Consider the following 26,594-nt stretch of genomic DNA (forward strand, 5'->3'; position numbering starts at 1 on the left):
GGTCCTCGTTCAAGAAATTGCCGCATCACGCCTTGGTCTGCGAGGAACGAAAGCCCCGTTCCGTGGCCAGCGCCACCGCCCTGGATTTCACCGTGGCGGCGTTCTTGCCGGCGGTCGGACCATCGACGAGATTGTTGAAGCCATAGACGGCGCGCTTGCCGCCGTAGGGAACGAGCTGAACCTCGCGCTCGTCGCCGGGCTCGAACCGCGTTGCGGTCGAGGACGGAATGTTCAGATGCAGGCCGAACGCCGCGGCGCGGTCGAATACCAGTGCGGGATTGACCTCGAAGAAATGGAAGTGCGAGCCGACCTGAATGGGGCGATCTCCGGCATTGCGCACCTTGAGCGCGGTCACCGGTCGATCGGCATCGAAGGTGATCGCCGCCGGGCTGCACACATAGCCGCCAACCGGTACACTCGACGTGGCCGGATCGACATCGGCGGCAATCTTGGGGCCCAGTTTTGGTCCGGCCATGTCGACCTCCTCCAAGCGTTCACTGGATCGGCGTATGCACCGTGACCAGGCGGCTGCCATCGGTGAACACGGCCTCGACCTGCACCATGGCGATGAGATCGGCGACGCCATCCATGACGTCGGCCTTGGTGAGAACGGTGCGCGCCTCGTTGGTGACGTCCTCGATCGTCTTGCCTGCGCGCGCGCCATCGAGGGCCGCTGCTGAAATCACGGCGACCGCTTCGGGATAGTTGAGCTTGAGGCCTTTGGCCCGTCGTTTCAGCGCCACGTCGGCCATCATGTGGACGAGCAGCTTGTCGAATTCTCGCGGGGTTAGCTGCATGGGATTCTCCCGAAGCCCGGCTCCCAAGGACCGCAACCACGTTGGAACAACTCTCCGGCAAGAATCATCCGGTGTTCTACTCAGTCGGAGATCGGGAAATACCAATGAGCCGATGTCGTCATGCTCGGCTCTTGCCTTGGTCAGTATGATGGCCTTTGATGAAGCTCACACCGAGGTGCGGCCATGGTGGCCCAGGCGACGAACCAGGCGACGAAGCGGTCTTTGCGAGGTATCGAGCTCGGCACCGCCCTGCTGTTCGGCGGGCTCATCTTCGCCAATGCCGCGGCGTGGCTCTGGGCATTCGCGCTGTTCGCCGACCGTCCAGTGGTCATGGCCACCGCCCTGCTCGCCTGGGTGTTCGGCCTGCGTCACGCCGTCGACGCCGATCATATCGCCGCGATCGACAACGCGGTGCGCAGGTTGATCCAGGCGGGCGGCTCGCCGAAATGCGCTGGACTCTATTTCGCGCTCGGGCACTCCAGCGTGGTCGTGGCGGCGACCATGCTGCTGTCGGAAACCGCAATCGGCTTCTGGGGTGACGACAGCCCGGGCAGGCGCATCGGCGGCCTGGTCGGCACTTCGGTTTCGGCCGCGTTCCTGCTGCTGATCGCGCTGATCAATCTTGCCATCTTCATCGGCCTGTGGCGCACCTTCCGATCTGTACACCGGAAGGCAAGCCATGGGATCGAACACCTCGACGCCGGTGTCCCCGGCGCAGGCATGCTGGCGCGCCTGCTCAGCCCGGCGTTCCGCATCGTGACCAAGACCTGGCACATGTATCCGCTCGGCTTCCTGTTCGGGCTCGGCTTCGATACGGCAACCGCAATCGGCCTGATGAGCATCTCGGCAGCGGAAGCGGTTCGCGGCGGATCAGCCGGGAGCGTCCTGGTGTTTCCGGCATTGTTTGCCGCCGGCATGGCACTAGTCGACACTGCCGACAGTGTGTTGATGGTGAACGCCTATCGATGGGCCTTCGTCGATCCGCTGCGCAAGCTCTGGTACAATCTCACGATCACCGGGGCGTCGGTCGTCATCGCACTCTTCATCGGCGGAGTGGAGGCGCTCGGCCTGCTTGGCAGGCAGTTCGAGCTGTCAGGCCATTTGTGGTCGGCCATTGCCGGCCTCAACGAGAGCCTTGCGGATCTCGGCTTCATGGTGATCGGCCTGTTCGGGTTGGCCTGGCTCGTATCCGTCGCGTTGTACCGCGCGTTCGTTGCAGATCGCGAGCCTCAACGGAGCACGCGGCGTCTCGCCTGTGCCGAGGCGCGCGACGTGGCGTGATGGCCTCAGGGCGCGACCAGCTTCTTGCGAATGGCGTAACGGACCAGCTCGGCGGTGGATGACATCCTAAGCTTGCGCATGGCCGAGGCGCGGTGGGTCTCGACGGTCTTCACGCTCAGCTTCAGGATCGTGCTGATCGACTTGTTGGTATGCCCTTCCGCGATCAGCTGGACCACGCTCTGCTCGCGCGAGGTCAGCAGCATGTCGGTCCGGTTCTGCTTGTTCATCTGGTAATCGTGAAGCAGCTTCTCCAACAGGATGCTGGTGAAGTAGGGCCTGCCGTCGAGCAGGGCCTCGATCGCGAAGATCAGGTGCTTGCGGGCGTCCGACTTGAACAGGAAGCCGCGCACCCCCGCCAGGATGGCTTCGGTCAGAAGCTCCTCGCTCTCGTGCATCGTCAGGATCAGGACTTCGGCACGAAGATGGAGCGCCTTGAGGCGGCGACTGACCTCCAGGCCGTTCATGATCGGCATGGAATAGTCCACGATCAGGATATCCGGCCTGGTTTCGAGCGTCAGCGCAACCGCTTGCTCGCCGTTGGTCGCCTCTCCGCTCACGATCCAGTTGGAATGCGTTTCGACGATCGCGCGCAGACCGGAACGCACGACTTCATGATCGTCCGCAATCAAGATGCGCTTCACGGCATCGTTCCCGTTTTCCCGCTTTGCCCGCGAGGCCGTCAACGACGCTGGCGATCATAGGGGCAGCGGCCGCGGGCGTTATCCAGCAAAACCCTGATATTCCACGGCGAAGGTCCTGACGCCGGAACGCCGCATCGATGTTCCAGTCTCAAGCCTCGACAAGTCCGGCCCGGACGGCGTAGCGAACCAGCCCTGCCGTCGAGTTCACCTCGAGCTTGCGCATCGCGGACGCCCGGTGGGCCTCGGTCGTCTTGACCCTGAGGTTGAGGATCGCGCTGATTCCCTTGTTGCTGTAACCCTCGGCAACCAGCTTGACCACCAATTGCTCCCGCGCGGTGAGCTCGTCGTGGCGCTTGCCATCGGCTGCAGGCCCGCGATCGAGTTCCGCCGAGCAGCTTCTGTTGCAGAACGGCCTGTGCAGCAGCAGCGATTCGACTGCAGCAAGCAGCAGCTTGTTGGCATCAGACTTCACCAGGAATGCGCGCGCCCCGGCCTCGAACGCCTGCTGCGCCAGCAGGCCCGAATTGTGCACCGTGAAGATCAGCACCTCGGTCTGCAGCGGATAATCCCGGATCCGCCGCGCCACCTCGACGCCGGTCATGCGCGGCATGGAGAAGTCGACGATGGCGACATGGGGCCGGCTCTCGATCGCGGCGGCCACCGCCTTGCCGCCATCGTTCACCTCCGCCACCACCTCCCAATCCGCCCGCTGCTCGATCACCGCCCGTAATCCCGACCGTACCGCCTCGTGATCGTCGGCAATGAGAATTCGCTTCATGGCAGAACGCTCCGGTATCCTTTCACGGCGTTTCGGTCCGGACCCCGGACCTGGCACCGCGGGGGCTAGTGTTCTTTCCTCGACCGGGTCCCTGCGCGGGCCCTCGTCGTTGTCGTGTCTCTTCGCCGATTGTCCCCTGTCGCCAGGCCATAAGGAAACGCTGCGTACAAGACCGTGCCGGATTGCGGCGCTGCCCGATTGGGATGGATGTCGAGCGTGCCGCCAATCTCGTGCAGCCGTGCCCGCATCGCCGGAATTCCAACCCCGATCGATGCCGTCTTGGTGCCGCGCCGGCCGGGCTCTGCCGGGAGACCGCGTCCGTTGTCGCGGACCGTCATGTGGAACCAGTCGTCGGCCACATCGATGATAATCGCCACCTCCGTCGCCTTCGCGTGACGGAAAACGTTGGTCAGGGCCTCCTGGACGACGCGCAGCAACGAGCGCTTGGTTTCGTAGAGCAACCGATCGACCTCCGGCACGATGTCGACCGTCACCCGCAACGACGTGCGCGCCGCAAATCCTTCCGCGTATCGTTCAATGGTGGCCTTCAGGCCCTCTCCCGCCAGGTTCCGGGGGTGCAGCAGATAGGCAAAGGCGCGGATCTCCCGGAGCGCCTCATCAATCGACGCATCGATCTCGTCGCAAAGCTGCCCGGCCGAGGCCGTCTCGCCGAGATGGCTCCGGACCCGCATCAGGCCAAGGCTGGCGGCAATCAAATGCTGACAGGTCGAATCGTGAAGGTCCGACGCGATCCGTTGCTGGATGCCTTCCTGGATGGACAACAGGCCGACATCCATGGCGAGGCCGTCGTCGCATTCGATGACGCTCTCGCGGGAACCGTTGCGTATGGCACGATGGCTACCGATCAGTCTGACCACGCCGCCGACCGATGGATCGACGACCGGCATCACGATCGTTTCCATGTTCCGGGGCGAGCCGCCGAGCGCGAGACGCTGCCGGATGCGGATCTCGGCGCCTTCGGCGAGACACGCCCGAAGCGTCTCACAGACGGCTCTGGCATCATCTCCGCTCATGCAGTCGAAGACATCCATGTTGCGGACGTCCTTCGACGAGAGGCCGAGATGAGATTCGAATTCAGGATTGATCGCCTCGTAGGCGAACCGCCCTTCAAAGGACGGGCGGACGACGAACAGAAGATCCGTCGAAAACTTCCAATGGAGCGCCTCGATCGACTTGTCAGAACCTATTCGCAGCCAGTTCCCGAGGCTGGTTCGAGGCAACTCGGTGGGGGGACGGCCATGCGGTTTCACGGTACGCGCTCACTCTATTCGGGCGCCTTTCGGCACCGAAAGTACGTCGAGGGCCCCCACCCGCAAAACATCCACAACCCGGCTCCGGAAAGCCCGCGCCCCCTGGAGCCGACTGACTATACACCCCGAACCGGGCTCACACCAACAGGTAGCATTGCGATGGGAATAAAATCTCGAATTCGTGACGCCCGCTTTGCGGGCGCACGACTATGCAGCTTGTGCCACGATCGCATGCGGCGCCCGGATTCGGCCAGGAACGAGTAAAAGGCAGCAGATACGGATTTTTCGAACTGAGGTCCCTAAGCGAATACGCGCCAGGCGCGAGCTCGCCCATCGGGACATTCATCCGCTGCCTCCAGGGTTTCATCCGATCCCGAAAGCGACGCTCGCGCGATAAGCTGAAAGGGGCTGTTCCGGTGCCTATCCTTCGACCCAACGGGAGGTCTCCATGTCGGATCTTGTCGCGATCGTGTATCCGTCCGAAGCGAAAGCCGAGGAAGTGCGTCAGCGACTGCTGAAGCTGCAAAAGGAATATCTGATCACCATCAGCGACGCCGTGATCGCGGTGAAGACGGATTCGGGCGGCATCAAGCTCAATCAGCTCGTCAACACGACCGCCATGGGCGCGATGACGGGCAGCTTCTGGGGTCTTCTCATCGGCGTCCTCTTTCTCAATCCGATCCTGGGGGTCGCGGTCGGCGCGGCGTCGGGCGCACTTGGCGGAGCGCTTTCCGACTTCGGCATCGATGATGCCTTCATGAAGAGCCTGTCCGCCAACCTCAAGTCCGGCAACGCGGCCCTTTTCGTGCTGATCAAGCACATGACCGCGGACAAGGTGATCAAGGAGATCAAGGACGCCGGCGGCGTGGTGCTCAAGACCTCGCTCGACGAGACCAAGGAAAAGATCCTGCGCGATGCCCTGGAGAGCGCTGTGGATCGGCCGGCGGCCTGAGCCGCCGTCCCTCCGCGTCTTTAGCGCCGGCCGCCGGCAAGGCGCAGCAGCATCAGGAACAGGTTCAGGAAGTTGAGATAGAGCGACAACGCGCCGATGACGGACTTGCGGCCTGCTGAGGTATGGTCATCGGCGCTGTCGTACATCGCCTTGATCCGCTGCGTATCGTAGGCCGTAAGGCCGGCAAACACGCCGACGCCGACGATCGAGATCAGCCAATCGAGCGTGCTCGACGACAGGAACAGGTTGATCAGGCTCGCAATGATGATTCCGATCAGCCCCATGAACAGGAAGGTGCCAAGGCCGGAGAGATCGCGCCGCGTCGTGTAGCCGAAGATGCTGAGCGCGCCGAAACTCGCCGCGGCGACGAAGAAGACGCGGGCGATCGACGAGCTGGTATACATGTGCAGCAAGATCGAGAGCGATATGCCGATCAGGGCCGCATAGATGAAGAACAGCAGCCGCGCCGTCGGTACCGACAGCGTATTGATGCGCGAGCCGATGAAGAACACCAGCGCGAGCGGCGCCAGGATGAACAGCCACATCCATGGACTCTGGAGCAGCGCGGGACCGGTGATCTCGTAGGTCAGCCAGGCGACGAGCGCGGTCAGACCGACACCTCCAGCCATGTAGCCGTAAATCCGCAGCATGTAGTCGTGCAATCCGGCGTCCACCGCGCTCGCACTGCCGGCCGTCTGCGGAGTGGTCAGGTTCTGGTCGAGATTGGACATGGTTGGCCTCCTCTGGATCTTACAGAGGACAGCGACGCTATCGCTCGTGCCGGCCGAGCGACATCGGCCAATCACCCGAATGGTGCAGGCGGTAACCACCCGCGCGCTGCAACCGGCGAAGGGCCAAGCAGCCACCACCAGGCTCACGTTGCCGATCCGCAAGACCAAGGCGCCTAAGCCTTTCGGCGTAGGCGCCTTACGCCTTTGTCACTTGGAAGCCCGCGCCCGTCTGCCCTAATCCGGGGCATGCGCTTCTTCTTCCACATCGCTGACAAATACGGTGTCTGTCCCGATCGCATCGGACAGGACTGCATCGATCAGGATGCGGCCGTCCGGCATGCCCGGCATCTTGCCGCCGAACTCGCCAGGGCCGGCGAGTTCTTCCGCGGCAGCGTCGTGCTCGTTGCCGGGCGGCCGGCCTCCGCCTCCTGTTCGTGAGCGCCTGGGCGCCGCCTCTTTAGTCGCAGTGCCCTGACGGCGTTGCGCGTCGACTGCGCCTGCCGATTTCCTGCCCTCACCGCCTACAGAGAATCCCCGATGTGCGCACATCACACACACTTCTAAGATTGCCTGCCGTCGGAGCCGTCTCGATCCGAGGCATGGTCCCCTGAGTGCATGGAGGCGGGCAATGAACATTCACGCCATTGGTCGCGGCCTGATCTTGGCCGGATTGGTGGCCACCGCCATGCCATCCCTCTCGATCGCGCAACCGAAGGACACTGGCGCGGCGGCACCAGCGCAGACAGGTGCGGCTGCGCCGAAGGAGGCAGTTCCCAACACCAACACCAATCCGTTCAAGCACCGCTACTGGCGTCATCGCGGCGGCCGACACCCGCATTATGGCAGCCGTCGCGTCCGTACCTGATGCCATTGCGGAGGCGCCCCACGGCCGGCAGCGGCATTGCGCCGGAGATGCCTGGCGATGGATCGACCGATGAGCGATTCCAGGATGGGACCAGATCGATTCCGCGAGGTCGTTCTGACCGCCGCCGAACGGCCGGACGGCGCCGAGCAACCAAGGAGCATGCTCGCCGTCGGCCTCTCCCTGCTCGCCGCGGGCGTTGCCCTGTTCCTGATATGGCAGACAGTCTCCAGCCTGCTCATCGTCTTCGCCGGCGTGCTGTTCGCGGCCTTGCTCGACGCCGCCGCGCGAGCGCTGGCTTCGATCGTTCCGATCAGCCGCGCCTGGCGTCTGACGCTCGTGCTTCTGCTGCTGTCCGCACTCTCAGGCTTTGGCATTGCCTGGGGCGCGGGCAAGTTGCCGGAACAGACGCGTTTGCTGCTGAAAGTCATGGATGCCCAGGTCGACGTGCTCCAGGAGCACTTGCTGTCATATGGCGTGGACCTGCTCGGCCCGGAATGGGGCCGCGACTTCGCTCAATGGCTGTTCGCCGATCAGGGCCGGTTCTTCAGCCACGCTCAATTTCTGCTCGGCGGGGCATCGAGCTTCCTGTCCGCCGTGCTCGTGATCCTGTTCCTCGGCATCCTCTTCGCCTTCGATCCCACCGGCCATCGCGAAAGCCTGGTCATGCTGGTCAAGCACTCATACCGCGCCCGTGCGCGCGCCGTGATGGATGAGATGGGCAGCATCATGCGGCTCTGGTTTGTCGGTCAGTTGATCCGCATTGCCCTGATGACGTTGTGCGTCTGGATCGCGCTCTATCTCATTGGGCTGCCCGGGCCTTTCGTGCTGGGGCTTCAGGCAGGCCTGTCGAACTTCATTCCCTATCTCGGCCCGATCGTTGCCGCGATCCCGATCGCGCTCGTGGCAATGCCGCTCGGCGCATCGCTGCTGATCTGGGCCGTCGTGATCTACACCATCATCCAGTCGATCGAAGGGTATGTGATCGGTCCCCTGATCCAGCGCCAGGCGGTCGAGATTCCGCCGGCCTGGACATTGGTCGCGATCGTCCTCCTCGGCTCCCTGTTCGGCGTCCTCGGCATCGCGCTCGCGATGCCGCTCGTCGCCATCGGCCGGGTCGCGATCATCAGGTTCTATGTCGAGGACTATCTTGGCGACGATCCGAGGCCGGCAACGATTGCGAGCGATCAGTCATGAGCGGAATTGACGCGCAGCAAAGCGATCTTCCCGAGACGGCCCCGACGCGATCGGGGACGGCTCAATTCATGTGGCAGCAGCTTCCCTATCTGGTTGCGCTGCTGCTCGCCATCGCGGGCGTCGCATATACCAACGTCTCGCACCAGCCTTTGACCGGCTATTGGGAATTTCTGGCGCTCGCCATCGGCGTCGTCTGCGTCGTGACCAAATGGCCGGAGACCGATGGCAGAGACAACCAGTTCCGCCTGATCTGGACACAGGCGCTGCACTGGATCGCAGTCCTGGTCACGATGAACATCATGCTGATTTCCGGCGTCCAGCAATTGCTGCCCACGCCGGCAACCGGCCTCGTCCTGCTGACCTTGCTTGCGCTCGGTACGTTCCTTGCGGGCGTAAGCCTGCTGTCGGCCCAGATCAGCTTTCTTGGCCTTGCGATGGGCGCGGCCGTGCCGGCGATCTCCTGGCTGAAGCAATCCATCTTCTTTTTCCTGCTCGGCGCCGTGCTGCTGATCGGGCTCGCCATCTCGTTCTGGCTGCGCCAGGACCGCAGGCGGCCGCACGTCGCCCCGCGAACGAGCAACCAGGCGGAGGATTGAATGCACAAGTGCCGGCATGTTGCAGCCATCGCTGCGTTGACATGGTTTTGCGGTGTCGCACCACCCGCGCAGGCCGAAACATTCCGGGTCGGCAGGCTGTTGTGCTGGTCGACGCCGCGCGTCGGACTGGTGCTCGGATCGGCGCAGTCGCTGCGCTGCACGTTCTACAGACGGCACCCGCAGCGGACATATATCTACGAGGGACGGATCAGGCGCGTCGGCCTCGACATCGGCGTAACCAGCGCCGGCACCCTGTCCTGGGTCGTGTTCGCCAAGAACTCGCAGATCGGTCCCGGTACATTGCGCGGCCAATATGTCGGTGCAAGCGGCAACGTCGCGTTAGGTCCTGGCCTTGGCGCCAACGTTCTGATCGGCGGCTCTCGCCGGAGCGTCATGCTTCAGCCGCTGTCGATCGAACGGTCGATCGGACTGAACCTCGCCGCTGGCGTGACCAATCTGACGCTGGGACCGCGGGGGCGAGGATGAATCGCGCTCGCGATCCTGCGCGGGATCGACGGAGCGGATGCGGCTATTTCCACCCCGTTGCGCGACAAAGCGGCCCGGCTCATGACACCTAATCGAAAACGCTGGCTGATCGCCCTCGTTGCCGTCGCACTCTGCGTCGGCGGCTACTTCGCTTGGCAGGCGTTTAGGGGCGACAGTCTTCCAAGCGGATTCGCCAGTGGCAACGGCCGCATCGAGGCGGTCGAGATCGATATCGCCACCAAGACACCGGGGCGCATTCGCGACATCCTGGTGCGCGAAGGCGATCTGGTCTCGGCCGGACAGGCGCTGGCGCAGATGGATACGGTGCAACTCGAGGCGCAGGCCCGCCAGGCACAGGCCCAGCTGCGACGTGCCAAGATCGGAATCGAGACGGCCAAGAGCCTCGTCACCCAACGTGAGGCCGAGAAGAAAACGGCGACCGCGGTGATCGCGCAGCGCAGCGCGGAGTACGATGCAGCCGACCGGAGGCTCCAGCGCTCCGAACAGCTGATCAGGACCAGTGCCGTGTCCCAGCAGGTGCTCGACGACGACCGCGCGACCGCCAACGGCGCACGCGCAGCCGTCGCGGCGGCGGAAGCCCAGCTCGCCGGCTCGGAAGCCGCCATCGGTGCGGCCGAGGCGCAAGTGGTCGATGCGGAGGCTGCGGTCGAGGCGGCGAAAGCCTCGATCGAGAGCATCAAGGCCGATCTGAACGACTCGACGCTTCGCGCGCCACGTGACGGGCGTGTCCAGTTCCGCGTCGCCCAGCCTGGCGAGGTTCTCAGCGCCGGCGGACGCGTGCTCAATCTCGTCGATCTCGGCGATGTCTTCATGACCTTCTTCCTGCCGACGGCACAGGCTGGCCGTGTCGCGATCGGTTCGGAGGTCCGGCTCGTCCTCGACGCCGCGCCGCAATGGGTCATCCCGGCCAGAGCGACGTTCGTCGCCAGCGTTGCTCAATTCACGCCGAAGACGGTCGAAACCGAGGTGGAACGCGAGAAGCTGATGTTCCGGGTCAGGGCGCACATTGCGCCGGATCTGCTGCGGAGGAATATCGAGCAGGTCAAGACCGGCCTGCCGGGCCGCGCCTTCGTTCGCCTCGATCCCTCCGCCGAATGGCCGGCGCGGCTCACCGAAAATCTGGTCAAATGAGCGACAGGCCCGATCCACCGCCGGTGATACGGCTCGAGGCGGTCGGGCTGTCCTACGGCACGACGCGCGCGCTTGACGGCATCACGCTCGAGATTCCGCCGGCACGCATGGTCGGCTTGATCGGCCCCGACGGCGTCGGCAAGTCGAGCCTGCTGTCGCTCGTCGCAGGGGCGCGCGCGATCCAGCAAGGCCGTGTTCTCGTGCTCGGTGGCGACATGGCCGATGCCGCTCACCGGCGACAGACCTGCCCGCAAATCGCCTACATGCCGCAAGGTCTCGGCAAGAACCTCTACCCGACACTGTCCGTGTTCGAGAATGTCGATTTCTTCGGTCGTCTGTTCGGTCACGATCGGCACGAACGCGAGGAGCGAATAGGCCAGCTCCTGAGGGACACCGGCCTTGCGCCGTTCGCCGGCCGGCCGGCGGGCAAGCTGTCCGGCGGCATGAAGCAGAAGCTTGGCCTGTGCTGCGCGCTGATCCACGATCCAGACCTGCTGATCCTAGACGAGCCGACCACTGGTGTCGATCCGCTCTCGCGTCGCCAGTTCTGGGAGCTGATCGAGGGCATTCGGAAAGATCGCGCCGGCATGAGCGTCATCGTCGCCACCGCCTATATGGAGGAAGCGGCACGGTTCGACTGGCTCGTGGCGATGGACGATGGGCGGGTGCTCGCAACCGGCACGCCAGCAGAGCTGCTGCGACAGACAGATACCGACAATCTCGATTCCGCCTTCATCGCCCTGCTGCCGGAGGAGCAACGTCGGGCCCACAGGGAGGTGGTCATCCCGCCTCGCGGAAGCGACCAGGGCGACGACATCGCGATCGAAGCCGAGCAGCTCACGGTCAGGTTCGGCGACTTCACCGCTGTCGATCATGTCAGCTTTCGCATCGCCCGCGGCGAGATCTTCGGCTTCCTCGGCTCCAACGGCTGCGGCAAGACCACGACGATGAAGGTGCTCACCGGGCTGCTGCCGGCCAGCGAGGGTGAAGCGCGCCTGTTCGGACACGAGGTCGACCCCAGGGACATGAATGTCCGCAGCCGCGTCGGCTACATGTCGCAGGCATTCTCGCTCTATTCCGAGCTGACCGTCCGTCAGAACCTGGAGCTGCACGCGCGCTTGTTTCGGCTCCCGCCGGATACGATCGACAACCGGGTCCGCGAGATGGTCGAGCGCTTCGATCTCGCTGGGGTCATCGACGCCCTGCCCGACGCTCTGCCGCTCGGCGTCCGCCAGCGCCTGTCGCTTGCCGTCGCCATGATCCACGCGCCCGATATCCTGATCCTGGACGAGCCGACCTCCGGCGTCGATCCGATCGCACGCGATGGCTTCTGGCAGATCCTGTCCGACCTCTCGCGGCACGACAACGTCACGATCTTCGTCTCCACCCATTTCATGAACGAGGCGGAACGCTGCGACCGCATCTAAGCTGATGCACGCCGGCAAAGTGATGATCAGCGACACCCCGGCGGGAATTGCCGCCCGGCGCGGCGGCGGCAATCTCGAACAGGCCTTCGTGGCCTACCTGGAGGATGCAATCGCGGCAACGAATCCGGCCGGGGCATCGCCAGCGCCGCAAATCACGGGCAAGACGGCTGAGAAGGCGCACGGCGCCTTGCGCGTCTTCGATCCGCGCCGCATGTTCGCCTATACCCAGCGCGAGGCGCTCGAGCTCAGGCGCGATCCGATCCGCGCCACACTTGCGATCCTCGGCAGCCTGATCCTGATGTTCGTGATGGGCTACGGCATCAACATGGACGTCGAGAACCTTTCTTTCGCCGTCATAGACCGCGACGACAGCACGATCAGCCGCGACTACGTGCTCCAGATCGCAGGTTCACGCTATTTCACCGAGCTTGCGCCGATCACCGACTATGACGATCTCGATCGCCGCATGCGCAACGGCGAGCTCAGTCTTGCGATCGAGATCCCGCCCGGATTCGGCCGCGACGTCGCGCGCGGCAGCAACGTCAAGATCGGCGCGTGGGTCGACGGCGCAATGCCGTCCCGTGCCGAGACGGTGCGCGGCTACGTGCAGGCGATGCACGCGACCTGGCTGGCACAGCGCGCCCGGCAGCTCCATGGCAGCGCCGCCGCCACCGGCGACTTCCAGATCGAGGTCCGTTTCCTCTACAATCCCGACATCAGGAGCATCGTCGCGATGGCGCCGGCCGTGATCCCGATCCTGCTCCTGATCATTCCCGCCATCCTGGCGACGCTGAGCGTCGTGCGGGAGAAGGAGCTCGGATCGATCATCAACTTCTACGTCACCCCGGTGACGCGGCTCGAATTTCTCGTCGGCAAGCAGCTTCCCTATGTGGCGCTGGCGATGCTGAATTTCCTGCTCTTGACCGCCTTTGCCGTGTTCGTCTTTCGCGTCCCCTTCACGGGCAGCTTCGCCACCTTCGCCTCGGCCGCGCTGCTGTACGTCATCATCACGACTGCGATGGGCCTCGTGATCTCGTCGTTCATGGCGAGCCAGATTGCCGCGATTTTCGCGACGGCGCTGCTCACCATGATCCCGGCCACGCAATATTCGGGACTGGTCGATCCGGTCTCCTCGCTCCAGGGCGCGGGCGCCGTCATCGGACGAATCTATCCGACCTCCCACTTCGTCACCATTACGCGCGGCACCTTCTCGAAGGGCCTCGACTTCGGCGATCTGTCCGAACCCTTCCTCGCTCTCGCCGTCACGGTCCCGGTGCTGCTCGCGCTCGGCGTCGCGCTTCTCAAGAAGCAGGCAAGCTAGATGCAGATGGGCAATGTCATTCAGCTCGGCATCAAGGAGCTCCGCGGGCTGCTCCGCGATCCCATGATGCTCATACTGATCGTCTATGCCTTCACGATCTCGATCTATACCTCTTCCAGCGCACAACCGGAGACCCTCAACCAGGCCGCGATCGCCATCGTCGACGAGGACAGCTCGCCTGCTGCGTCGCGCATCATCACGGCGTTCAGCCCGCCCTATTTCACGATTCCCCGGCTGATCCCGCAATCCGAGATGATGGCCCGCATGGATTCGGGGCTCGACACCTTTGCGCTCAACATCCCGCCGAATTTCCAGCGCGACCTCCTCGCGCAAAGATCGCCCGCCGTCCAGCTCAATGTCGATGCAACCCGGATGTCGCAGGCCTTCACCGGAAGCGGCTACATCCAGTCCATCGTCACCGACGAGGTCAGCGAATTCCTGTCCCGCTATCGCTCGGCCGCGCCGCTGCCGATCGATCTGGCGCTCCGCGCACGCTTCAATCCCGAGCTCAACAGGACCTGGTTCGGAGCCGTCAACAACATCATCTCGTCGGTCACGATGCTGTCGATCATCCTGACCGGGGCAGCCCTGATCCGCGAGCGCGAGCACGGCACGATCGAGCATCTGATGGTCATGCCGGTGACCCCGTTCGAGGTCATGGCGAGCAAGATCTGGTCCATGGGACTCGTCGTCTTGCAGCCAGCATGTCGCTCGTCTTCATTGTTCAGGGACTGCTGGCGGTCCGGATCGACGGCTCGATCCCATTGTTCCTGATCGGCACGGTGCTCTACCTCTTTGCGACCACCTGCATGGGCATCTTTCTCGCCACGTCCGCCGGCACGATGCCGCAGTTCGGTCTCCTGCTGATGCTGGTGCTGATGCCGCTGCAGATGCTGTCGGGGGCCACGACCCCGAGGGAGAGCATGCCCGAGGTCATCCAGAACATCATGCTCGCCGCGCCGAACACCCATTTCGTGATCCTTGCCCAGGCCATCCTGTTTCGCGGCGCCGGTCTGAGTGTGGTGTGGCCGCAGTTCGCTGCGTTGCTGGCGATCGGCGGAGTATTGTTCGTTCTGTCCCTTCGTCGCTTCAGGCAATTCCTGCAATGAGACTGGACGGTGCAGCCGTCTCCGAAGATCCGCACATTCCCGGCCCATGGCTCAGGGTTTCGTCGGATGTCGACAGCGCGGGTTCGCCACTAGCATCCGGAGCGTGCCGATCATCTCGGATCTGGAGGGATGGCGATGACGGTGTTTGACAGCCGCTCCCGCATCGAAGCTCTGGGGCCTCCGCCACTCTGGGTTTGCGCACTGCTCGGCTTGTCTTTATCGCGGCCGGCGCCCTCGCGCTCGGTGACGTCGTGTTCGCGACCATCATCAGCGTCAAGCTGATCGGGCTCACCGCCATCGCCGCCGGCGCGTTCGAGATCGCGCACGCGTTCTGGACCAAGGGATGGGGCGGATTCCTCTGGCAGGTCCTGCTCGGCGCGCTCTATCTCGCCTTCGGTCTACTGCTGCTCACCCAGCCCGCCTCCGGCGCGCTGATCCTGACTAATTTGCTCGGCGCGGTGCTGTTCGCATCGGGCGTCATCCGATTCGTGCTGAGCTTTGCCCATTGGCGGCAGAACGGCTGGACGATGCTGATCTCCGGCGCCTTCGCGATCGTCGCGGGCGTGCTCATCCTGTTCGGCTTCCCGACCATCAGCGCCTGGGCGCTCGGATTCCTGCTCGGCGTCGACCTGATCGCGCACGGCCTGGCATGGCTGGTCTACGCGATGCAATCGGCACGGACGACCGCATAACAAAGGAGAAGACGTAATGGACGTTTCCAGCCGCCGCGCCTTCCTCGGCTTCGCAACCAATGCACTTGCTGCCGCTGCGATCGGCGCTGCCGGCGCTCGCCTCGTCGGCGTCGCGAACGCGATGCCGGTCGATCCCGCTCCCGGGCGTGGCAGCGAGCCCTTGGATGACGTGACACCGGCACAGTGGGGGCCAGCATGGGGTCCGGGTCCAGGCCCGGGATGGGGGCCGGGTCCGGGATGGGGCCGCCCGCCGCCACCGCGCCGGCGGCGCCGCTGGGTTTGTTGGTGGCATCGCGGGCGCCGTCATTGCGGCTGGCGCTGGAGATAGACGCAAGGTGATGGAGGACATGGTGCGCAACAAGAGCCAATGGGTCCTCGCCGCCGTGCTGGCAGCGCTGCTGGTGGCGGCGAGCTGGTTTTGTCTCTCGGTCTGGCGAGCGACTCCGGCGATGCCGACCTACGGAAACGTCATCCTGGCCGTGGCGGCGATCCTCGTTCTGGTGTCCGGCTGCGGCCTGATCGCGCTGATGTTCTACAGTCAGCGCAAGGGCTACGACGAGCCGGCGCGCAGCAACCGCACCACGCGGGACTAACGCTGTCTCCTGGTCGATGATCGAGCCGTCAGGCCTTAAGCCTGGAGCAAGGAGCGAGCATGAACCTTGCTGACGTCCCGACCAGGCTGCTGGCGGCAAGCCTCCTGATGCTGGCAGCCGCCGGAGCCGCGCGGACACAGCCTGCTCCGTCCGCGCCCGCCGTCGGCGTCGTCGAGGCAACGCAGCGGCCGATCACCGAGACCGCCGAGTTTCTCGGCCGGATCGAGGCGATCAATCGGGTCAACATCGCCGCCCGCGTCACCGCCTTCCTGGAGCAGCGCCTGTTCACCGAGGGCGCCGAGATCAAGAAGGGCGATGAGCTCTATCGCCTGGAGCGCGGCCCGTTCGAGGCAGACGTCGCCGCCAAGCAGGCGCAGGTCGCGCAGCTCGAGGCAACGCTGGAGAATGCCAGGCTGACGACCGAGCGCGCGCGCACCCTGCTCGGCGGGCCGGCCGGTCAGCAATCGACCTACGACGCCGCGATCGCGAACCAGCGCAGCCTGGAGGCCCAGGTCAAGGCCGCGCAGGCACAGGTCGAGGCCTCCCAGATCAACCTCGACTACACCGTGATCAGCGCGCCGATCGACGGCAAGATCGGACGCACGGCCGTGACCGAAGGCAATATCGTCAGTCCGAGCTCGGGTGTGTTGACCACGATCGTCAGCCAGGATCCGATGTATGTCACCTTTCCCGTACCGCTGCGTCAGGGGCTGGAGCTGCGCGAACGATACGGCCCGCAAGGCGGCCTCGAAGCGGTTGTCATCAGGCTGCGACTTCCCGACGGACGCATGTACGGGCAATCAGGCAAGCTGAATTTCGTCGACAACAGCATCGCGCAGAACACCGACACGATCACCGTACGCGGAGAGATCGCCAATCCGATCCTGCGCGCTCCATCAGCCGCAGGCGTGACGGTTCACGAGCTCACCGACGGCGAATTCGTCACCGTCGTGCTCGAAGGCGTCCAGCCGGTCGAGGTGCTGGCGATCCCACGCTCGGCAGTGCTGTCCGATCAGCGCGGCGATTACGTCCTCGTGGTCGGCGCCGACAACAAGGCCGAGCAACGCCGCATTCAGCTCGGACAATCGACGCCGACCATCGCTTCCGTCATCAACGGGCTTGCAGCCGGCGAGAAGGTGATCGCCGAGGGCTTGCAGCGGGCCCGTCCGGGACAGGCGGTTGCTCCGGAGCCGGCAAGCGCGCTGATCCTGTCGAGCATGAAGGCCCCCGCGAGCGGCGCGGCTTCGCCGGCCGATCATGGCACGTCCGCTCCAACGCGCCCCGGCGGCCGGCCATGATATCGAGCGTCTTCATCGACCGCCCCCGGCTTTCGATGGTGATCGCCTTTGTCATCACCATCGCCGGTGCGCTGGCGCTCACGCAGATTCCGGTGGCGCAGTTTCCGGACATCGTGCCGCCGCAGGTCACTGTCGCCGCGACGTTCCCCAGCGCCTCCGCCGAGGTCGTGGAGAGCAGCGTCGCGCAGCCGCTGGAAGCGCAGGTGATCGGCGTCGACCGCGCGCTCTACATGAAATCGACCAGCGGCAATGACGGCAGCTACACGCTTACGGTCTCCTTCGCCCTCGGCACCAATCCCGACATCAACACCGTCAACGTCAACAACCGCGTGCAGAGCGCCCAGTCGCAATTGCCCACGGAAGTGCAGCAGCAGGGCGTGACGGTGCAGAAGCGATCCTCCTCGATCCTGCAGTTCCTGGTGCTCTACAGCGCGGACGGCCAGCAGGACCCGCTCTTCATCACCAACTACGCCATCATCAACGTGCTCGACGCGATTGCGAGCACGCCCGGCGTCGGTCAGGCGAACCTGTTCGCCAAGATGAATTATTCGATGCGGATCTGGTTCGACACGCAGCGACTGACCAGTCTCAACCTGACCCCGTCGGATGTGATCGCCGCAATCCGCGCCCAGAGCGTCCAGGCTCCCGTCGGCCGCATCGGCGCGCGGCCGATCAGCGATGACCAGCAATTCCAGTTCAACGTCCAGACCCAGGGCCGGCTGGCAACCGTCGACCAGTTCGCGAACATCGTGCTGCGCGCCAATCCGGACGGATCCTCGCTGCTGGTGCGCGACGTCGCCCGCGTCGAGATGGGCGCGCAGAATCTCGATAGCGAAGCGCGGATCGACGGACGCGCAGCCGTTCCGATCGCGATCTATCTCGCGCCGGGCGCCAATGCGGTGACGACCGCACGCGCCGTGGCGGACACCATGCAGCGTCTCTCCACCCGGTTTCCCCTGGGGCTCAGCTATCTCGTGCAATACGACTCCACGACCTTCGTGCGGGATACCATCGCCGAGGTGCTGCGGACCCTGGGCGAGGCGTTCGTCCTCGTGGTGGTCGTGGTCTATCTGTTCCTCGGAAGCCTGCGTGCGACGGCGATTCCGGCCGTCGCCGTGCCGGTGAGCCTCATCGGCACCTTCGCCGTTCTGCTCGTGTTCGGCTATTCCGCCAATACGGTGTCCCTGCTCGCAATGGTGCTTGCCATCGGCATCGTCGTGGACGACGCCATCGTCGTCGTGGAAAACGTCGAGCGCGTCATGGCGGAGGAGCCTCGGCTGTCTCCGGCCGAGGCCAGCAAGAAGGCCATGAGCCAGATCACCGCGCCGATCATCGCAATCACGCTGGTGCTGCTCTCGGTGTTCGTGCCGATCGCATTCATTCCCGGCATCTCGGGCACGCTGTTCCGCCAGTTCGCGGTGACGATCAGCGCCGCGATGATGATCTCGGCATTGAATGCCCTGACGCTGTCGCCGGCGCTCTGCGCGCTGCTGCTGCGGCACAGCGGTCCGCGCCGCGGCATCATGGGCCGCGTGCTCGGCGGAATCGACTGGGTGCGCGACCGTTACAGCGGCGCCGTTGGCCGGCTGGTGCGTGTGGCCGCCCTGTCGCTGCTGCTGGTGGCGGTCTTTGCCGGCGGGATCTTCGGCCTGTCGCTCGTGACCCCGACGGGGTTCCTGCCCGAGGAGGACCAGGGCGCCTTCTTCACCTCCGTGCAGCTGCCAGACGGCGCCTCGGTGGCGCGGACCAGCGAGGTCACCCAGCAGGTCGAGGCCATCCTGAAACAGATGCCGGCGGTCGACCACGTCCTTGCGGTGATCGGGTTTTCCCTGCTCGACGGCGCTTCCGAACCGAACAGTGCGCTCGTGGTGGCGCGGCTGAAGCCGTTCGCGGATCGCAACACGGCGGCGGATTCCGCACAGGCGCTCATCGCCAAGATGTTTGCAGCCGGCGCACAGATCCGGCAGGCCAACGTCCTGCCGTTCAACCTGCCGCCGATCATCGGGCTCTCCACCGGCGGCGGATTCGAATATCAGTTGCAGGCGCTGGAGGGACAGAGCCCGGCCGCGATCTCCAGCGTCACCAATGCGCTGATCGGCGCGGCCAATGCCGATCCCCGGCTCACGCGCGTGTTCTCCACGTTCACCGCGACCAATCCGTCGCTCTACCTCGACATCGACCGCCGCAAGGCGCAGGCGCTGGGCGTCACGATCAGCGACATCTTCACCGCCCTCCAGGCCACGCTCGGCGGAATCTACGTGAACAACTTCAACCTGTTCGGCCGGACCTGGCAGGTCAACCTCCAGGGCGAGGCGTTCGACCGGGCCGACATCTCCGACATCTGGCGGATCTATGTGCGCAACAGCACCGGCCAGATGGTCCCGTTGAGATCGCTGGCCGGGCTCAAGATCGTGACGGGCCCGCAAGTCATCACCCGCTACAACAACTATCGCTCGGTGACCGTCAACGGCAGCCCGGCGCCGAACATCTCATCGGGCACCGCGATCGCCGCGATGGCGCAGATCTCGGACAACGTCCTGCCGTCCGGCTACAGTTTCGCGTGGACCGGCACCGCCTATCAGGAGCAGCAGGCCGCCGGCCAGACCGGCATCGTGCTGATGCTCGCCGTGCTGTTCGCCTATCTGTTCCTGGTTGCGCTCTATGAGAGCACGGTGATCCCGATTCCCGTGCTGCTGTCGGTCGTGGTCGGCGTGCTCGGATCCTATCTCGGCATCAAGCTCGCGGGCCTCAATCTCGATCTCTACGGCCAGATCGGGCTCGTGGTCCTGATCGCCCTCGCCGCCAAGAATGGCATCCTGATCGTCGAATTCGCCAAGGAGCAGCGCGAGGCCGGCGTCGCGCTCGACGAAGCCGCCATCCAGGGTGCCCATATGCGCTTTCGCGCCGTCATGATGACGTCGGCCGCCTTCATCCTCGGCCTGTTGCCGCTCGTGATCGCGACCGGCGCCGCCGCGCTCAGCCGGCGCGCGGTGGGCACGGCCGTGTTCGCCGGCATGCTGGCCGCAAGCTCGATCGGGATCTTCCTGGTGCCGATGCTCTACGTCGTCTTCCAGCGCATGCGCGAGCGCGCGAAAGCGGCGCTCAAGCGCGCGCCGCTCCGACACGATCGCGACAGCAGATCGACGACCGACAACTGAACCATGGTGAGCCGCCGGACCTCGCGTCTGGCGGCTCTGTGTAGATTGCCGCGGTCAAGTCCTTCGCCCCGCGCTGACCATAGGCGTGTCAACTCTTCGGGGCGAACAGGCCGCCGGCCGCCTTCATCGCCGACTCGCCCATCGTCCTCGCCTGATCTGTCAGGGCCCGCATCTGGTCCTGGAAGAAATCGGCCTGGAGCTTGAGTGCGTCCTGCATGTCCTTGGCTTGGATCAGCTTGTCGCCAAGGTCGAAGGTCGCGGAGACGTTGCGCTGCATGAAGCTGGAGAATTCCTTGGCCTGGTTCGCGATCGGCAGCGGGGAGGAGGCAAGTCCCTTCTCCAGCATCTCGAAATATTCCGCATTGGCCTTGCGCAGGCGGCCGAGCGCCTCGGCCAAAGCCGTACGGACACCTTCGGCGGAGGAATTGATCTCAGGCATGACGTCTCTCCCTTCGAGGAATTGGCGGTCAGGCGGCGAGTCCGCCGAACCAGGCTCCGAAATAACCGGCATAGAGCGCCGGTCGTTCCAGGTTCATCGAATGGCCGATGCCGGGGACCACCACCAGGCGGCAGTCCGGCATGGCTTCGGCCATGGCGCGCAGATCGGCCGGCGCAATCCAGCCGTCCCACTCGCCCCACAATACGAGGTGCGGATGCCGGATCTCCGGCATGCGCCGCTCCAGCTCGCGGCTCTCCTTCTCGCGCGTCAGGTTGACCGGCGTTCCGATCCAGATCCCCTCCGACACGCCGAAGGTCTGCTCGATGATCCGGTCGAACAGCGCCTGGATCTCGCCGAGCCCCTCGCGAAAGCGCGGGACCATGTTCGGCGCCATGCTCTCCGGGACGAACAACGAAGATGCGGCGGTCGCCATCACGGACCGCGTCAGCTCCTTGCTCGCCATCATCGCCCTGAACAGCCCGATCTGGTCGGCGTTGAACGCCATGCCGAGCGGCGTCACCGGATCGAGCGCGAAGACGCGGCCGAAGCGCTGCGGCTGCATCAACAGCATGCGCGCGGCGATGATGCCGCCGGTCGAATGGGTCGCAAGGTGGCAGTAGCGGACATCGAGCGCATCGAGCGCCGCCAGCATGTCCTCGGCATGCTGCTGCATGGAATAGTTGGAATAGTCCGCAGTTGGCTTCGGCCGGTCGCTGTCACCGCAGCCGCGCCAGTCGATTGCGATGACGCGAAGGCCGGTCGGAAACAAGGGCGCGGCGAGCTCGATCCAGTCCTTGCTGGCGAGATTGCCGTGGATGAAGACGACGGTGACGTCGCCTCGCCCCCACTCCCGCCAGCCGAGCTGCACATCACCCGCCTGCACTCTCGGCATGGGCAGGCCCTACTTGTTGAGACCGGCCGTCGGCGCCGCGCCGGGCGGCGTCGGCGCCACCGGCAAGGCCGATACCACCGCGCCCTTGATCATGCGGTCGGTGCCTTGCGGCGACGAGGTGTCGACCGTTCCCTTGGTCACGAAGTCGACGACATCGGCGGAATACTCCACGGGGTTGTCGGTGTGGATGAAGTGCCCGGTCTCCGGATAGATCTTGAGCATCGGCCGATTGCCGGCATTCGTCATTCGCGTCATGAACGGCGTGATGACGTCGCGGCCGAGGTCGGTCAGCCCGTTGAACGCGGGTGTCGGAATGAACGGCTCCTTGTCGCCGAACGCGAGGAAGATCGGCGCCTTGATCTGGGTGACCCGCTCATAGAGGTTCTTCGGATCATCCTGCTGCAGCTCGGCGCCGATGGTGTAGATGTCGAAGATGAAGACGTTGCACCACTGGTCGAGCTCCTTCGGGTTGCCCTTGGTGAGCCCGACGCGCTGCTCGGTGTGAAGGCGGGCATATTCGCTGTCGCTGAAGAAGTAGCCGCTCTTCGCAGCCGACATCACGCCGGTGTTGGGGTCACGCTTCCTAAAGTAGAAGAAGTCGCGGATGTTCTGCTCGTCGCGCGCCTTTTCCGCGGCGAGAATGCCGGTCTGGTCCCAGACCTGCTTCCACTTGTCGAAGTCGCGGCCGAGGCCGTCCTGGAACAGCGGCGCCTTCTTGTCCTTGGCGATGGTGATCTCACGCGGATATTCCTCGAGGCCCGACGGCGCTTCCAAAGCGAGGCCCTGCACCGCATCCGGCCAGGTCAGCGCATAGCCCACGACGAACTGACCGCCGAGCGAGTGACCGAGATAATAGGCCTTCTTGACGCCGAGCTGGTTGACGACGAGGTCGTAGATCACCTCGCGCATGTCCTGCATGGTGCGCGCCGGGCTCTTGTCGAGATTGCCGGGCCCCGACATGCCGTAATGCGGCAGGTCCGGCACGATCACGCGCAGGCCGCTGCGTAGCGCGTATTGCATGATGTTGCCGTAGTGACCGCCGAACGCGCCCTTGCCGTGGATGATGACAAGCACCTTCGGATCCTTGCCGGTGCCGGCATACTCGTCCATGTAGCCGATTTCCCAGGAGTTGCCGCTCTTGTCCTTGGCGTTGGCGAATTTGACCGGATAGGGATAGGTCACATAGGCCTTCCAGAACGACTTCTTGGGATCGATGTTCTGGGCGACGTCGGCCACGCGGTAGTTCTTGTCGACGAATTTCTGGGCGCGGTCGAGCGCCGCCACGTCGTCCATGAAGGCGACGAACTTCGGATCGTTCTTGCGCTGGTTGATGATCGGGAACACGCCGTAATGCGCGACCGGGCTCTCCTGCGCGATCAGGTCCGCACCGGGCACGCGATCGACGGCCTTCTGCGCCAGCTTGAAGTTGAGCCAGAGATCGTTGGTGATGTGCATCACCAAGGTGCGGGCCTGGATGCGGCCGAGATACGGGTTGATGTTGTGCGTCTCGCCGACCCGGTTGCGCCAGACGAGGTCGACTGCGTCATAGAGCTTGGCGCGGTTGGTGACGTTCAATCCCGCCTTCTCGTTCGGCGGATCCCAATAGAAGATCTCCGGCTGCACCGCTGGCCAGTTCTGGGTCGTGCGGAAGGCGAAGTCGTAACCGGTCATGCCGAGGATCGACCAACCGAATGCAACGCCGGGGACCGGATGCTTTTCCTTGGGCAGCTTGTAGTAGTCGCCATTGGTGGACTGCCAGACGGGATCGGACTCGATCGCCGCCGTCATCATCTGGAACGTCCAGTTGCCGACGGGGTCCTCGCCATCCGACTGCGTGGTGCCGCCGATCGGCATCAGGGCGTTGATGTATTCCGGATGCATCACGCCCCAGACGTAAGTCTGCGTGCCGCCCATGGAGACGCCGGTCACCAGCGCGACGCGCGCGACCTTCAGCTCGTCACGCAGCAGGCGGTAATTCGCCTGCACCATGTCGTAGTAGCTGTACTGCGGAAACTTGATGCCGAGGCCGTCCGACGGCTTGCTGGCGCCCCAGGTGCCGAGCGGGTCGACCATGATGACGTAATAGCGATCGGTGTCGATCGGCCGGCCCGGACCGATGATCGGCACGCCGCCCGACAATGCGGCGCCTTTCACCCACTGCTCGTACATGTCGGTGGAATCGCCGGAATAATAGGAGTTGATCACGACGGCGTTGGTGATCTCGCCGGCCGCGTTGCGCCGGGCGTTGCCGATGGCGATGTAAGCGGTGCGCAGCTTGCCGGCGCCGAGCGACTCCAGCGTGACACCGCCCTCGCCGCCGTTCTCCCATTTCGAGGGATCCGACAGGTCATACTTCCCGCCAAGGCGGAAGTTGGCGATCTCGTAAGTTTTCTTCAAACCGTCATGCTGCACCTGCGACGAACGCCGCGTGAAGGGTTGGGCGACTGCGAGCGCCGTGCCGACCAGCAGCAGGACCAGACTGATCAAGCAGCGCTTGACGATATCTCTCGCGATCATGACGGAGTCCTCCCTCGCGCATGTTGGCGAGACGCTAGGCAAGGCAGCCGGGCGAGCTTTGATCTAACTCAATGGAATGTGCTTGCCGGGGTTGAGGATCGCGCAATCGAAACCGCCGCCGGCCAGCGCAATGCCCTTCCTCAGTCATGGCTCATACCGGATACGCTATGAGCTGGACGGGCCGGCGAATGCCCCCGTCTATGTGCTCGTGAACGGGCTTACGCAATATGCCGAACTCTGGTCGGCCTATCGCGAAGCGCTGCTGGCGCGCGGCTTTCGCGTTGCGACCTTCGACCTGCTCGGCCAGGGCGCTTCCGACAAGCCGACGCTCTTCATCAGCCAGGACGACCAGGTCACAGCGCTACGCCTCCTGATCGACGAGCTCGGCGACGGCCCGGTCTTCCTGAGCGGTATCAGTTTCGGCGGCCTGATCGCGCTGCGCTATGCCATCGCGCATGGCGCGCGGCTGTCCGGGCTCGTGCCGATGAGCTGCTTTGCCGAGCTCACACCGCAGCTTCTGCTGCTCGGCAATGCCTTGCGGACCGGGCTGATCCTCGGCGGCACAAGCTACCTCCAGGACCTCTTGCTGCCGATGAACCTGTCGGACCAATGGCTGAAGCCGCTGCTGGACAAGCTCGACGGCGTCAAGCGCCAAGGCTGGCTGGTCAATGACGTCTATGCGCTCCAGAACCTGATGGAATCCTTCCTCGACTTCCAGCCGCTCACACCGCGCCTGTCCGCGATCACGGTGCCGACCATGATCCTCAACGGCGAGTTCGATTTCCTGACGCCGCGCAGCCTGCACGAGACCCTGCGCGTCGAAATTCCGAACAGCTCACTGGTGATCATGCCGAAGGCCTATCACGCCTTCACGCTGGAGAAAGGCGCGCTGACGGCCGATCTGCTCGCGCGCTTTGCCGACGACGTGCTGGCCGGGCGCTGGCAAGGCAATCAAGCGGTCTGGATCGCACCGGACGAGCCCGGCGGCGAACTCACGCCGTTTCCCGCCGGCTACGATCATCTCCGCGCCATCCCGGTCAAGCGAGCGCCGTCATGAGCGGCTTCCTCGGTCCACTCGATTTCGACGGTCGCATTCCGCCGCGCCAGCAGACGCGGGTGGCGGCATTCCTGATCTCGGCGCATGGCGCCCTCGCCCGGCAATTCGCATTCACGCTGCCCATGAGGCTCGACGCCGCCTGGCAGACCGAATTGAACGCGCAGTTCTATCGCGAGAGCGAGATCGTCTCGCTGCTGATGCGTGCCACCTCCTGGATCCCCGATCTTGCCCTGGGATACATGGCCGCATCCTGGGAGGCCGCCTGGTTGCCCGCGCCCATCGACGGGATCGCAGATCCTCGCCTCGCGCAGGCGGTCCACCTCGCAACACTTGCCCATGCCGTTCACGCCGGCATCCGACCGGCTGCGCTGCTGCCGGTCGAGGCCAATGCGCAGGATCCGTTTGTCATGGCATTGCGTCGCATCGAGTTCGAGAGCAGCCGGCTGTTGCAGGCGCAGATCCTGTTCCTTAGGGGAGCGGACCTTGCGCCATATCGGGACGCCGTGAGCGCGGCGCTCGAGCAGCGCCACGCCGGCGTTCGCAAGCTCTGGCGCGAGACGCTCGCGGGCATCGGCGTGGACGCACCCGGAACGGAATGACCGGAAGTCTTGATGCAGATCAAAGGAGGGCAACCGGCCGGCGCCAACATCCACGTACTGCAGCCTTTCCATCGCCGGCCGCCCGGGAGTTTCAATCATGAAGGCCGTCTCCGTCGAAGAAGCCGTTGCGATGATTCCGGCCGGCGCCAGCGTCATGGTCGGCGGGTTCATGAGTGTCGGCACGCCGGAGCGCCTGCTCGACGAGATCGTGCGGCAGAGGAAGACCGGGCTGACGCTGATCTGCAACGACGCAGCCACGCCCGGCAAGGGCGTCGGCAAGCTGTTCGATGCATCGCTGGTCTCCCGTTTGATCGCGACGCATATCGGTCTCAATCCGAAAGCGCAGCAGCAGATGCTGGCGAACCAGATCGCCGTCGATCTCGTTCCGCAGGGCACCTTCGTCGAGCGCATCCGCGCGGGCGGATGCGGCCTCGGCGGCGTGCTCACGCCGACCGGCGTCGGCACGCTGGTTGCGGAAGGCAAGCGCCAGATCGAGGTCGACGGCAAACCCTTCCTGCTCGAGACCGCGCTGCGGGCGCAATTCGCGCTGGTGCACGCCTTCCTCGCCGACTATCTCGGCAACCTCGCCTACGCGCTGACCTCGCGCAACTTCAACCCGATCATGGCGATGGCCGCCGACACCGTCATCGTCACGACGGAGAACATCGTGCCGGTCGGCGTCATCGCGCCCGATCATGTCATGACACCGGCGCCGCTCGTCGACTATCTCATCACCAACGGGTGAGCC

24 protein-coding genes and 2 pseudogenes are annotated in these 26,594 nt (G+C 64.6%); 17 read left to right on the forward strand and 9 right to left on the reverse strand.

Features of this window, described 5'->3' with window-relative positions; genetic code table 11:
- Positions 1-25: 25 nt before the first annotated feature.
- On the reverse strand, positions 26-475 hold the full coding sequence (locus QA642_RS31940; protein ID WP_283080422.1) for an urease subunit beta: 450 nt from the start codon (positions 473-475) through the stop codon (positions 26-28).
- Positions 476-494: 19 nt separating this feature from the next.
- A complete protein-coding gene (locus QA642_RS31945) occupies positions 495-797 on the reverse strand; it encodes an urease subunit gamma (protein WP_283080423.1) in 303 nt (100 codons plus the stop codon).
- 183 nt (positions 798-980) lie between these two features.
- Here QA642_RS31945 and QA642_RS31950 point away from each other — a divergent pair, with 183 nt between their 5' ends.
- On the forward strand, positions 981-2,078 hold the full coding sequence (locus tag QA642_RS31950; protein WP_283080424.1) for a HoxN/HupN/NixA family nickel/cobalt transporter: 1,098 nt from the start codon (positions 981-983) through the stop codon (positions 2,076-2,078).
- Between the two features lie 5 nt (positions 2,079-2,083).
- Here QA642_RS31950 and QA642_RS31955 read toward each other — a convergent pair whose 3' ends face one another.
- The 3 genes from QA642_RS31955 to QA642_RS31965 all read right to left on the reverse strand — a co-directional run bounded on the left by QA642_RS31955 (position 2,084) and on the right by QA642_RS31965 (position 4,768).
- Entirely contained in the window at positions 2,084-2,719 is a 636-nt protein-coding gene (locus QA642_RS31955; protein ID WP_283080425.1) for a response regulator transcription factor, read from the reverse strand.
- Positions 2,720-2,867: 148 nt separating this feature from the next.
- Positions 2,868-3,497, reverse strand: coding sequence for a response regulator transcription factor (locus tag QA642_RS31960; RefSeq protein ID WP_283080426.1), 630 nt, complete (start codon positions 3,495-3,497; stop codon positions 2,868-2,870).
- A gap of 65 nt (positions 3,498-3,562) precedes the next feature.
- Complete coding sequence (locus QA642_RS31965) at positions 3,563-4,768, reverse strand: ATP-binding protein (RefSeq protein ID WP_283080427.1); 1,206 nt, start codon at positions 4,766-4,768, stop codon at positions 3,563-3,565.
- A gap of 448 nt (positions 4,769-5,216) precedes the next feature.
- On the opposite strand from QA642_RS31965, the gene QA642_RS31970 reads away from it, so the two are divergent.
- Positions 5,217-5,720 (forward strand): DUF1269 domain-containing protein, encoded by a 504-nt coding sequence (locus tag QA642_RS31970; protein WP_283080428.1) that lies wholly within the window; start codon positions 5,217-5,219, stop codon positions 5,718-5,720.
- A 20-nt stretch (positions 5,721-5,740) separates the two neighbouring features.
- On the opposite strand, the gene QA642_RS31975 is transcribed toward QA642_RS31970, so the two are convergent.
- A complete protein-coding gene (locus QA642_RS31975) occupies positions 5,741-6,451 on the reverse strand; it encodes a Bax inhibitor-1/YccA family protein (RefSeq protein WP_283080429.1) in 711 nt (236 codons plus the stop codon).
- Positions 6,452-6,697: 246 nt separating this feature from the next.
- On the opposite strand from QA642_RS31975, the gene QA642_RS31980 reads away from it, so the two are divergent.
- The 12 genes and pseudogenes from QA642_RS31980 (at position 6,698) to QA642_RS32035 (ending at position 20,342) form a co-directional block, all read left to right on the forward strand.
- Entirely contained in the window at positions 6,698-6,889 is a 192-nt protein-coding gene (locus QA642_RS31980) for a hypothetical protein (RefSeq protein ID WP_283080430.1), read from the forward strand.
- A gap of 190 nt (positions 6,890-7,079) precedes the next feature.
- Positions 7,080-7,316, forward strand: a complete 237-nt coding sequence (locus tag QA642_RS31985; protein ID WP_283080431.1) for a hypothetical protein — start codon at positions 7,080-7,082, stop codon at positions 7,314-7,316.
- Positions 7,317-7,385: 69 nt separating this feature from the next.
- Positions 7,386-8,510 carry an AI-2E family transporter gene (locus QA642_RS31990; protein WP_283080432.1) on the forward strand — a complete coding sequence of 375 codons (1,125 nt, stop codon included), beginning with the start codon at positions 7,386-7,388 and terminating at the stop codon, positions 8,508-8,510.
- Positions 8,507-9,106: a hypothetical protein gene (locus QA642_RS31995; RefSeq protein ID WP_283080433.1), complete on the forward strand. Its 600-nt coding sequence runs from the start codon at positions 8,507-8,509 to the stop codon at positions 9,104-9,106. Before QA642_RS31990 ends, QA642_RS31995 begins: the two co-directional genes overlap by 4 nt.
- Positions 9,107-9,592, forward strand: a complete 486-nt coding sequence (locus QA642_RS32000) for a DUF992 domain-containing protein (protein WP_283080434.1) — start codon at positions 9,107-9,109, stop codon at positions 9,590-9,592.
- Between the two features lie 81 nt (positions 9,593-9,673).
- Complete coding sequence (locus tag QA642_RS32005; RefSeq protein WP_283080435.1) at positions 9,674-10,744, forward strand: HlyD family efflux transporter periplasmic adaptor subunit; 1,071 nt, start codon at positions 9,674-9,676, stop codon at positions 10,742-10,744.
- Positions 10,741-13,492 (forward strand): annotated as a pseudogene (gene rbbA, locus QA642_RS32010) (ribosome-associated ATPase/putative transporter RbbA). Before QA642_RS32005 ends, rbbA begins: the two are co-directional and overlap by 4 nt.
- Positions 13,493-14,601 (forward strand): annotated as a pseudogene (locus QA642_RS32015) (ABC transporter permease).
- A 251-nt stretch (positions 14,602-14,852) separates the two neighbouring features.
- A complete protein-coding gene (locus QA642_RS32020) occupies positions 14,853-15,293 on the forward strand; it encodes a DUF308 domain-containing protein (RefSeq protein WP_283080436.1) in 441 nt (146 codons plus the stop codon).
- A gap of 338 nt (positions 15,294-15,631) precedes the next feature.
- Complete coding sequence (locus QA642_RS32025; RefSeq protein ID WP_283087016.1) at positions 15,632-15,886, forward strand: hypothetical protein; 255 nt, start codon at positions 15,632-15,634, stop codon at positions 15,884-15,886.
- 59 nt (positions 15,887-15,945) lie between these two features.
- Positions 15,946-17,184: an efflux RND transporter periplasmic adaptor subunit gene (locus QA642_RS32030; RefSeq protein ID WP_283080437.1), complete on the forward strand. Its 1,239-nt coding sequence runs from the start codon at positions 15,946-15,948 to the stop codon at positions 17,182-17,184.
- Positions 17,181-20,342 carry a multidrug efflux RND transporter permease subunit gene (locus tag QA642_RS32035; RefSeq protein WP_283080438.1) on the forward strand — a complete coding sequence of 1,054 codons (3,162 nt, stop codon included), beginning with the start codon at positions 17,181-17,183 and terminating at the stop codon, positions 20,340-20,342. The genes QA642_RS32030 and QA642_RS32035 overlap by 4 nt, the downstream gene beginning before the upstream one ends.
- An 88-nt stretch (positions 20,343-20,430) precedes the next feature.
- Here QA642_RS32035 and QA642_RS32040 read toward each other — a convergent pair whose 3' ends face one another.
- The 3 genes from QA642_RS32040 to QA642_RS32050 are packed head-to-tail and all read right to left on the reverse strand — an operon-like array spanning position 20,431 to position 24,190.
- On the reverse strand, positions 20,431-20,781 hold the full coding sequence (locus QA642_RS32040) for a phasin (protein WP_283080439.1): 351 nt from the start codon (positions 20,779-20,781) through the stop codon (positions 20,431-20,433).
- A 28-nt stretch (positions 20,782-20,809) separates the two neighbouring features.
- Positions 20,810-21,673: an alpha/beta hydrolase gene (locus QA642_RS32045; RefSeq protein ID WP_283080440.1), complete on the reverse strand. Its 864-nt coding sequence runs from the start codon at positions 21,671-21,673 to the stop codon at positions 20,810-20,812.
- A gap of 9 nt (positions 21,674-21,682) precedes the next feature.
- A complete protein-coding gene (locus tag QA642_RS32050; protein ID WP_283080441.1) occupies positions 21,683-24,190 on the reverse strand; it encodes an alpha/beta hydrolase in 2,508 nt (835 codons plus the stop codon).
- A gap of 130 nt (positions 24,191-24,320) precedes the next feature.
- On the opposite strand from QA642_RS32050, the gene QA642_RS32055 reads away from it, so the two are divergent.
- The 3 genes from QA642_RS32055 (at position 24,321) to QA642_RS32065 (ending at position 26,591) form a co-directional block, all read left to right on the forward strand.
- Positions 24,321-25,247: an alpha/beta hydrolase gene (locus QA642_RS32055; RefSeq protein ID WP_283080442.1), complete on the forward strand. Its 927-nt coding sequence runs from the start codon at positions 24,321-24,323 to the stop codon at positions 25,245-25,247.
- Positions 25,244-25,846 carry a hypothetical protein gene (locus QA642_RS32060; RefSeq protein ID WP_283080443.1) on the forward strand — a complete coding sequence of 201 codons (603 nt, stop codon included), beginning with the start codon at positions 25,244-25,246 and terminating at the stop codon, positions 25,844-25,846. Before QA642_RS32055 ends, QA642_RS32060 begins: the two co-directional genes overlap by 4 nt.
- 97 nt (positions 25,847-25,943) lie before the next feature.
- Entirely contained in the window at positions 25,944-26,591 is a 648-nt protein-coding gene (locus tag QA642_RS32065; protein ID WP_283080444.1) for a CoA transferase subunit A, read from the forward strand.
- Positions 26,592-26,594: the final 3 nt, after the last annotated feature.

Origin of the sequence: Bradyrhizobium sp. CB2312, assembly GCF_029714425.1 — a bacterium.
Classification (GTDB): Bacteria; Pseudomonadota; Alphaproteobacteria; order Rhizobiales; family Xanthobacteraceae; genus Bradyrhizobium.

Bases quoted from the DNA above. Each gene is read 5' to 3' on its own strand.
- QA642_RS32005 (WP_283080435.1), top strand. From the start codon at position 9,674: ATGACACCTAATCGAAAACGCTGGCTGATCGCCCTCGTTGCCGTCGCA.
- QA642_RS32065 (WP_283080444.1), top strand. From the start codon at position 25,944: ATGAAGGCCGTCTCCGTCGAAGAAGCCGTTGCGATGATTCCGGCCGGC.
- QA642_RS32035 (WP_283080438.1), top strand. From the start codon at position 17,181: ATGATATCGAGCGTCTTCATCGACCGCCCCCGGCTTTCGATGGTGATC.
- QA642_RS31970 (WP_283080428.1), top strand. From the start codon at position 5,217: ATGTCGGATCTTGTCGCGATCGTGTATCCGTCCGAAGCGAAAGCCGAG.
- QA642_RS31990 (WP_283080432.1), top strand. From the start codon at position 7,386: ATGAGCGATTCCAGGATGGGACCAGATCGATTCCGCGAGGTCGTTCTG.
- QA642_RS31960 (WP_283080426.1), bottom strand. From the start codon at position 3,497: ATGAAGCGAATTCTCATTGCCGACGATCACGAGGCGGTACGGTCGGGA.
- QA642_RS32055 (WP_283080442.1), top strand. From the start codon at position 24,321: ATGCCCTTCCTCAGTCATGGCTCATACCGGATACGCTATGAGCTGGAC.
- QA642_RS32040 (WP_283080439.1), bottom strand. From the start codon at position 20,781: ATGCCTGAGATCAATTCCTCCGCCGAAGGTGTCCGTACGGCTTTGGCC.
- QA642_RS31985 (WP_283080431.1), top strand. From the start codon at position 7,080: ATGAACATTCACGCCATTGGTCGCGGCCTGATCTTGGCCGGATTGGTG.
- QA642_RS32060 (WP_283080443.1), top strand. From the start codon at position 25,244: ATGAGCGGCTTCCTCGGTCCACTCGATTTCGACGGTCGCATTCCGCCG.
- QA642_RS31980 (WP_283080430.1), top strand. From the start codon at position 6,698: ATGCGCTTCTTCTTCCACATCGCTGACAAATACGGTGTCTGTCCCGAT.
- QA642_RS32025 (WP_283087016.1), top strand. From the start codon at position 15,632: ATGGAGGACATGGTGCGCAACAAGAGCCAATGGGTCCTCGCCGCCGTG.
- QA642_RS31975 (WP_283080429.1), bottom strand. From the start codon at position 6,451: ATGTCCAATCTCGACCAGAACCTGACCACTCCGCAGACGGCCGGCAGT.
- QA642_RS31940 (WP_283080422.1), bottom strand. From the start codon at position 475: ATGGCCGGACCAAAACTGGGCCCCAAGATTGCCGCCGATGTCGATCCG.
- QA642_RS31950 (WP_283080424.1), top strand. From the start codon at position 981: ATGGTGGCCCAGGCGACGAACCAGGCGACGAAGCGGTCTTTGCGAGGT.
- QA642_RS31995 (WP_283080433.1), top strand. From the start codon at position 8,507: ATGAGCGGAATTGACGCGCAGCAAAGCGATCTTCCCGAGACGGCCCCG.
- QA642_RS31945 (WP_283080423.1), bottom strand. From the start codon at position 797: ATGCAGCTAACCCCGCGAGAATTCGACAAGCTGCTCGTCCACATGATG.
- QA642_RS32050 (WP_283080441.1), bottom strand. From the start codon at position 24,190: ATGATCGCGAGAGATATCGTCAAGCGCTGCTTGATCAGTCTGGTCCTG.
- QA642_RS32045 (WP_283080440.1), bottom strand. From the start codon at position 21,673: ATGCCGAGAGTGCAGGCGGGTGATGTGCAGCTCGGCTGGCGGGAGTGG.
- QA642_RS32000 (WP_283080434.1), top strand. From the start codon at position 9,107: ATGCACAAGTGCCGGCATGTTGCAGCCATCGCTGCGTTGACATGGTTT.
- QA642_RS32030 (WP_283080437.1), top strand. From the start codon at position 15,946: ATGAACCTTGCTGACGTCCCGACCAGGCTGCTGGCGGCAAGCCTCCTG.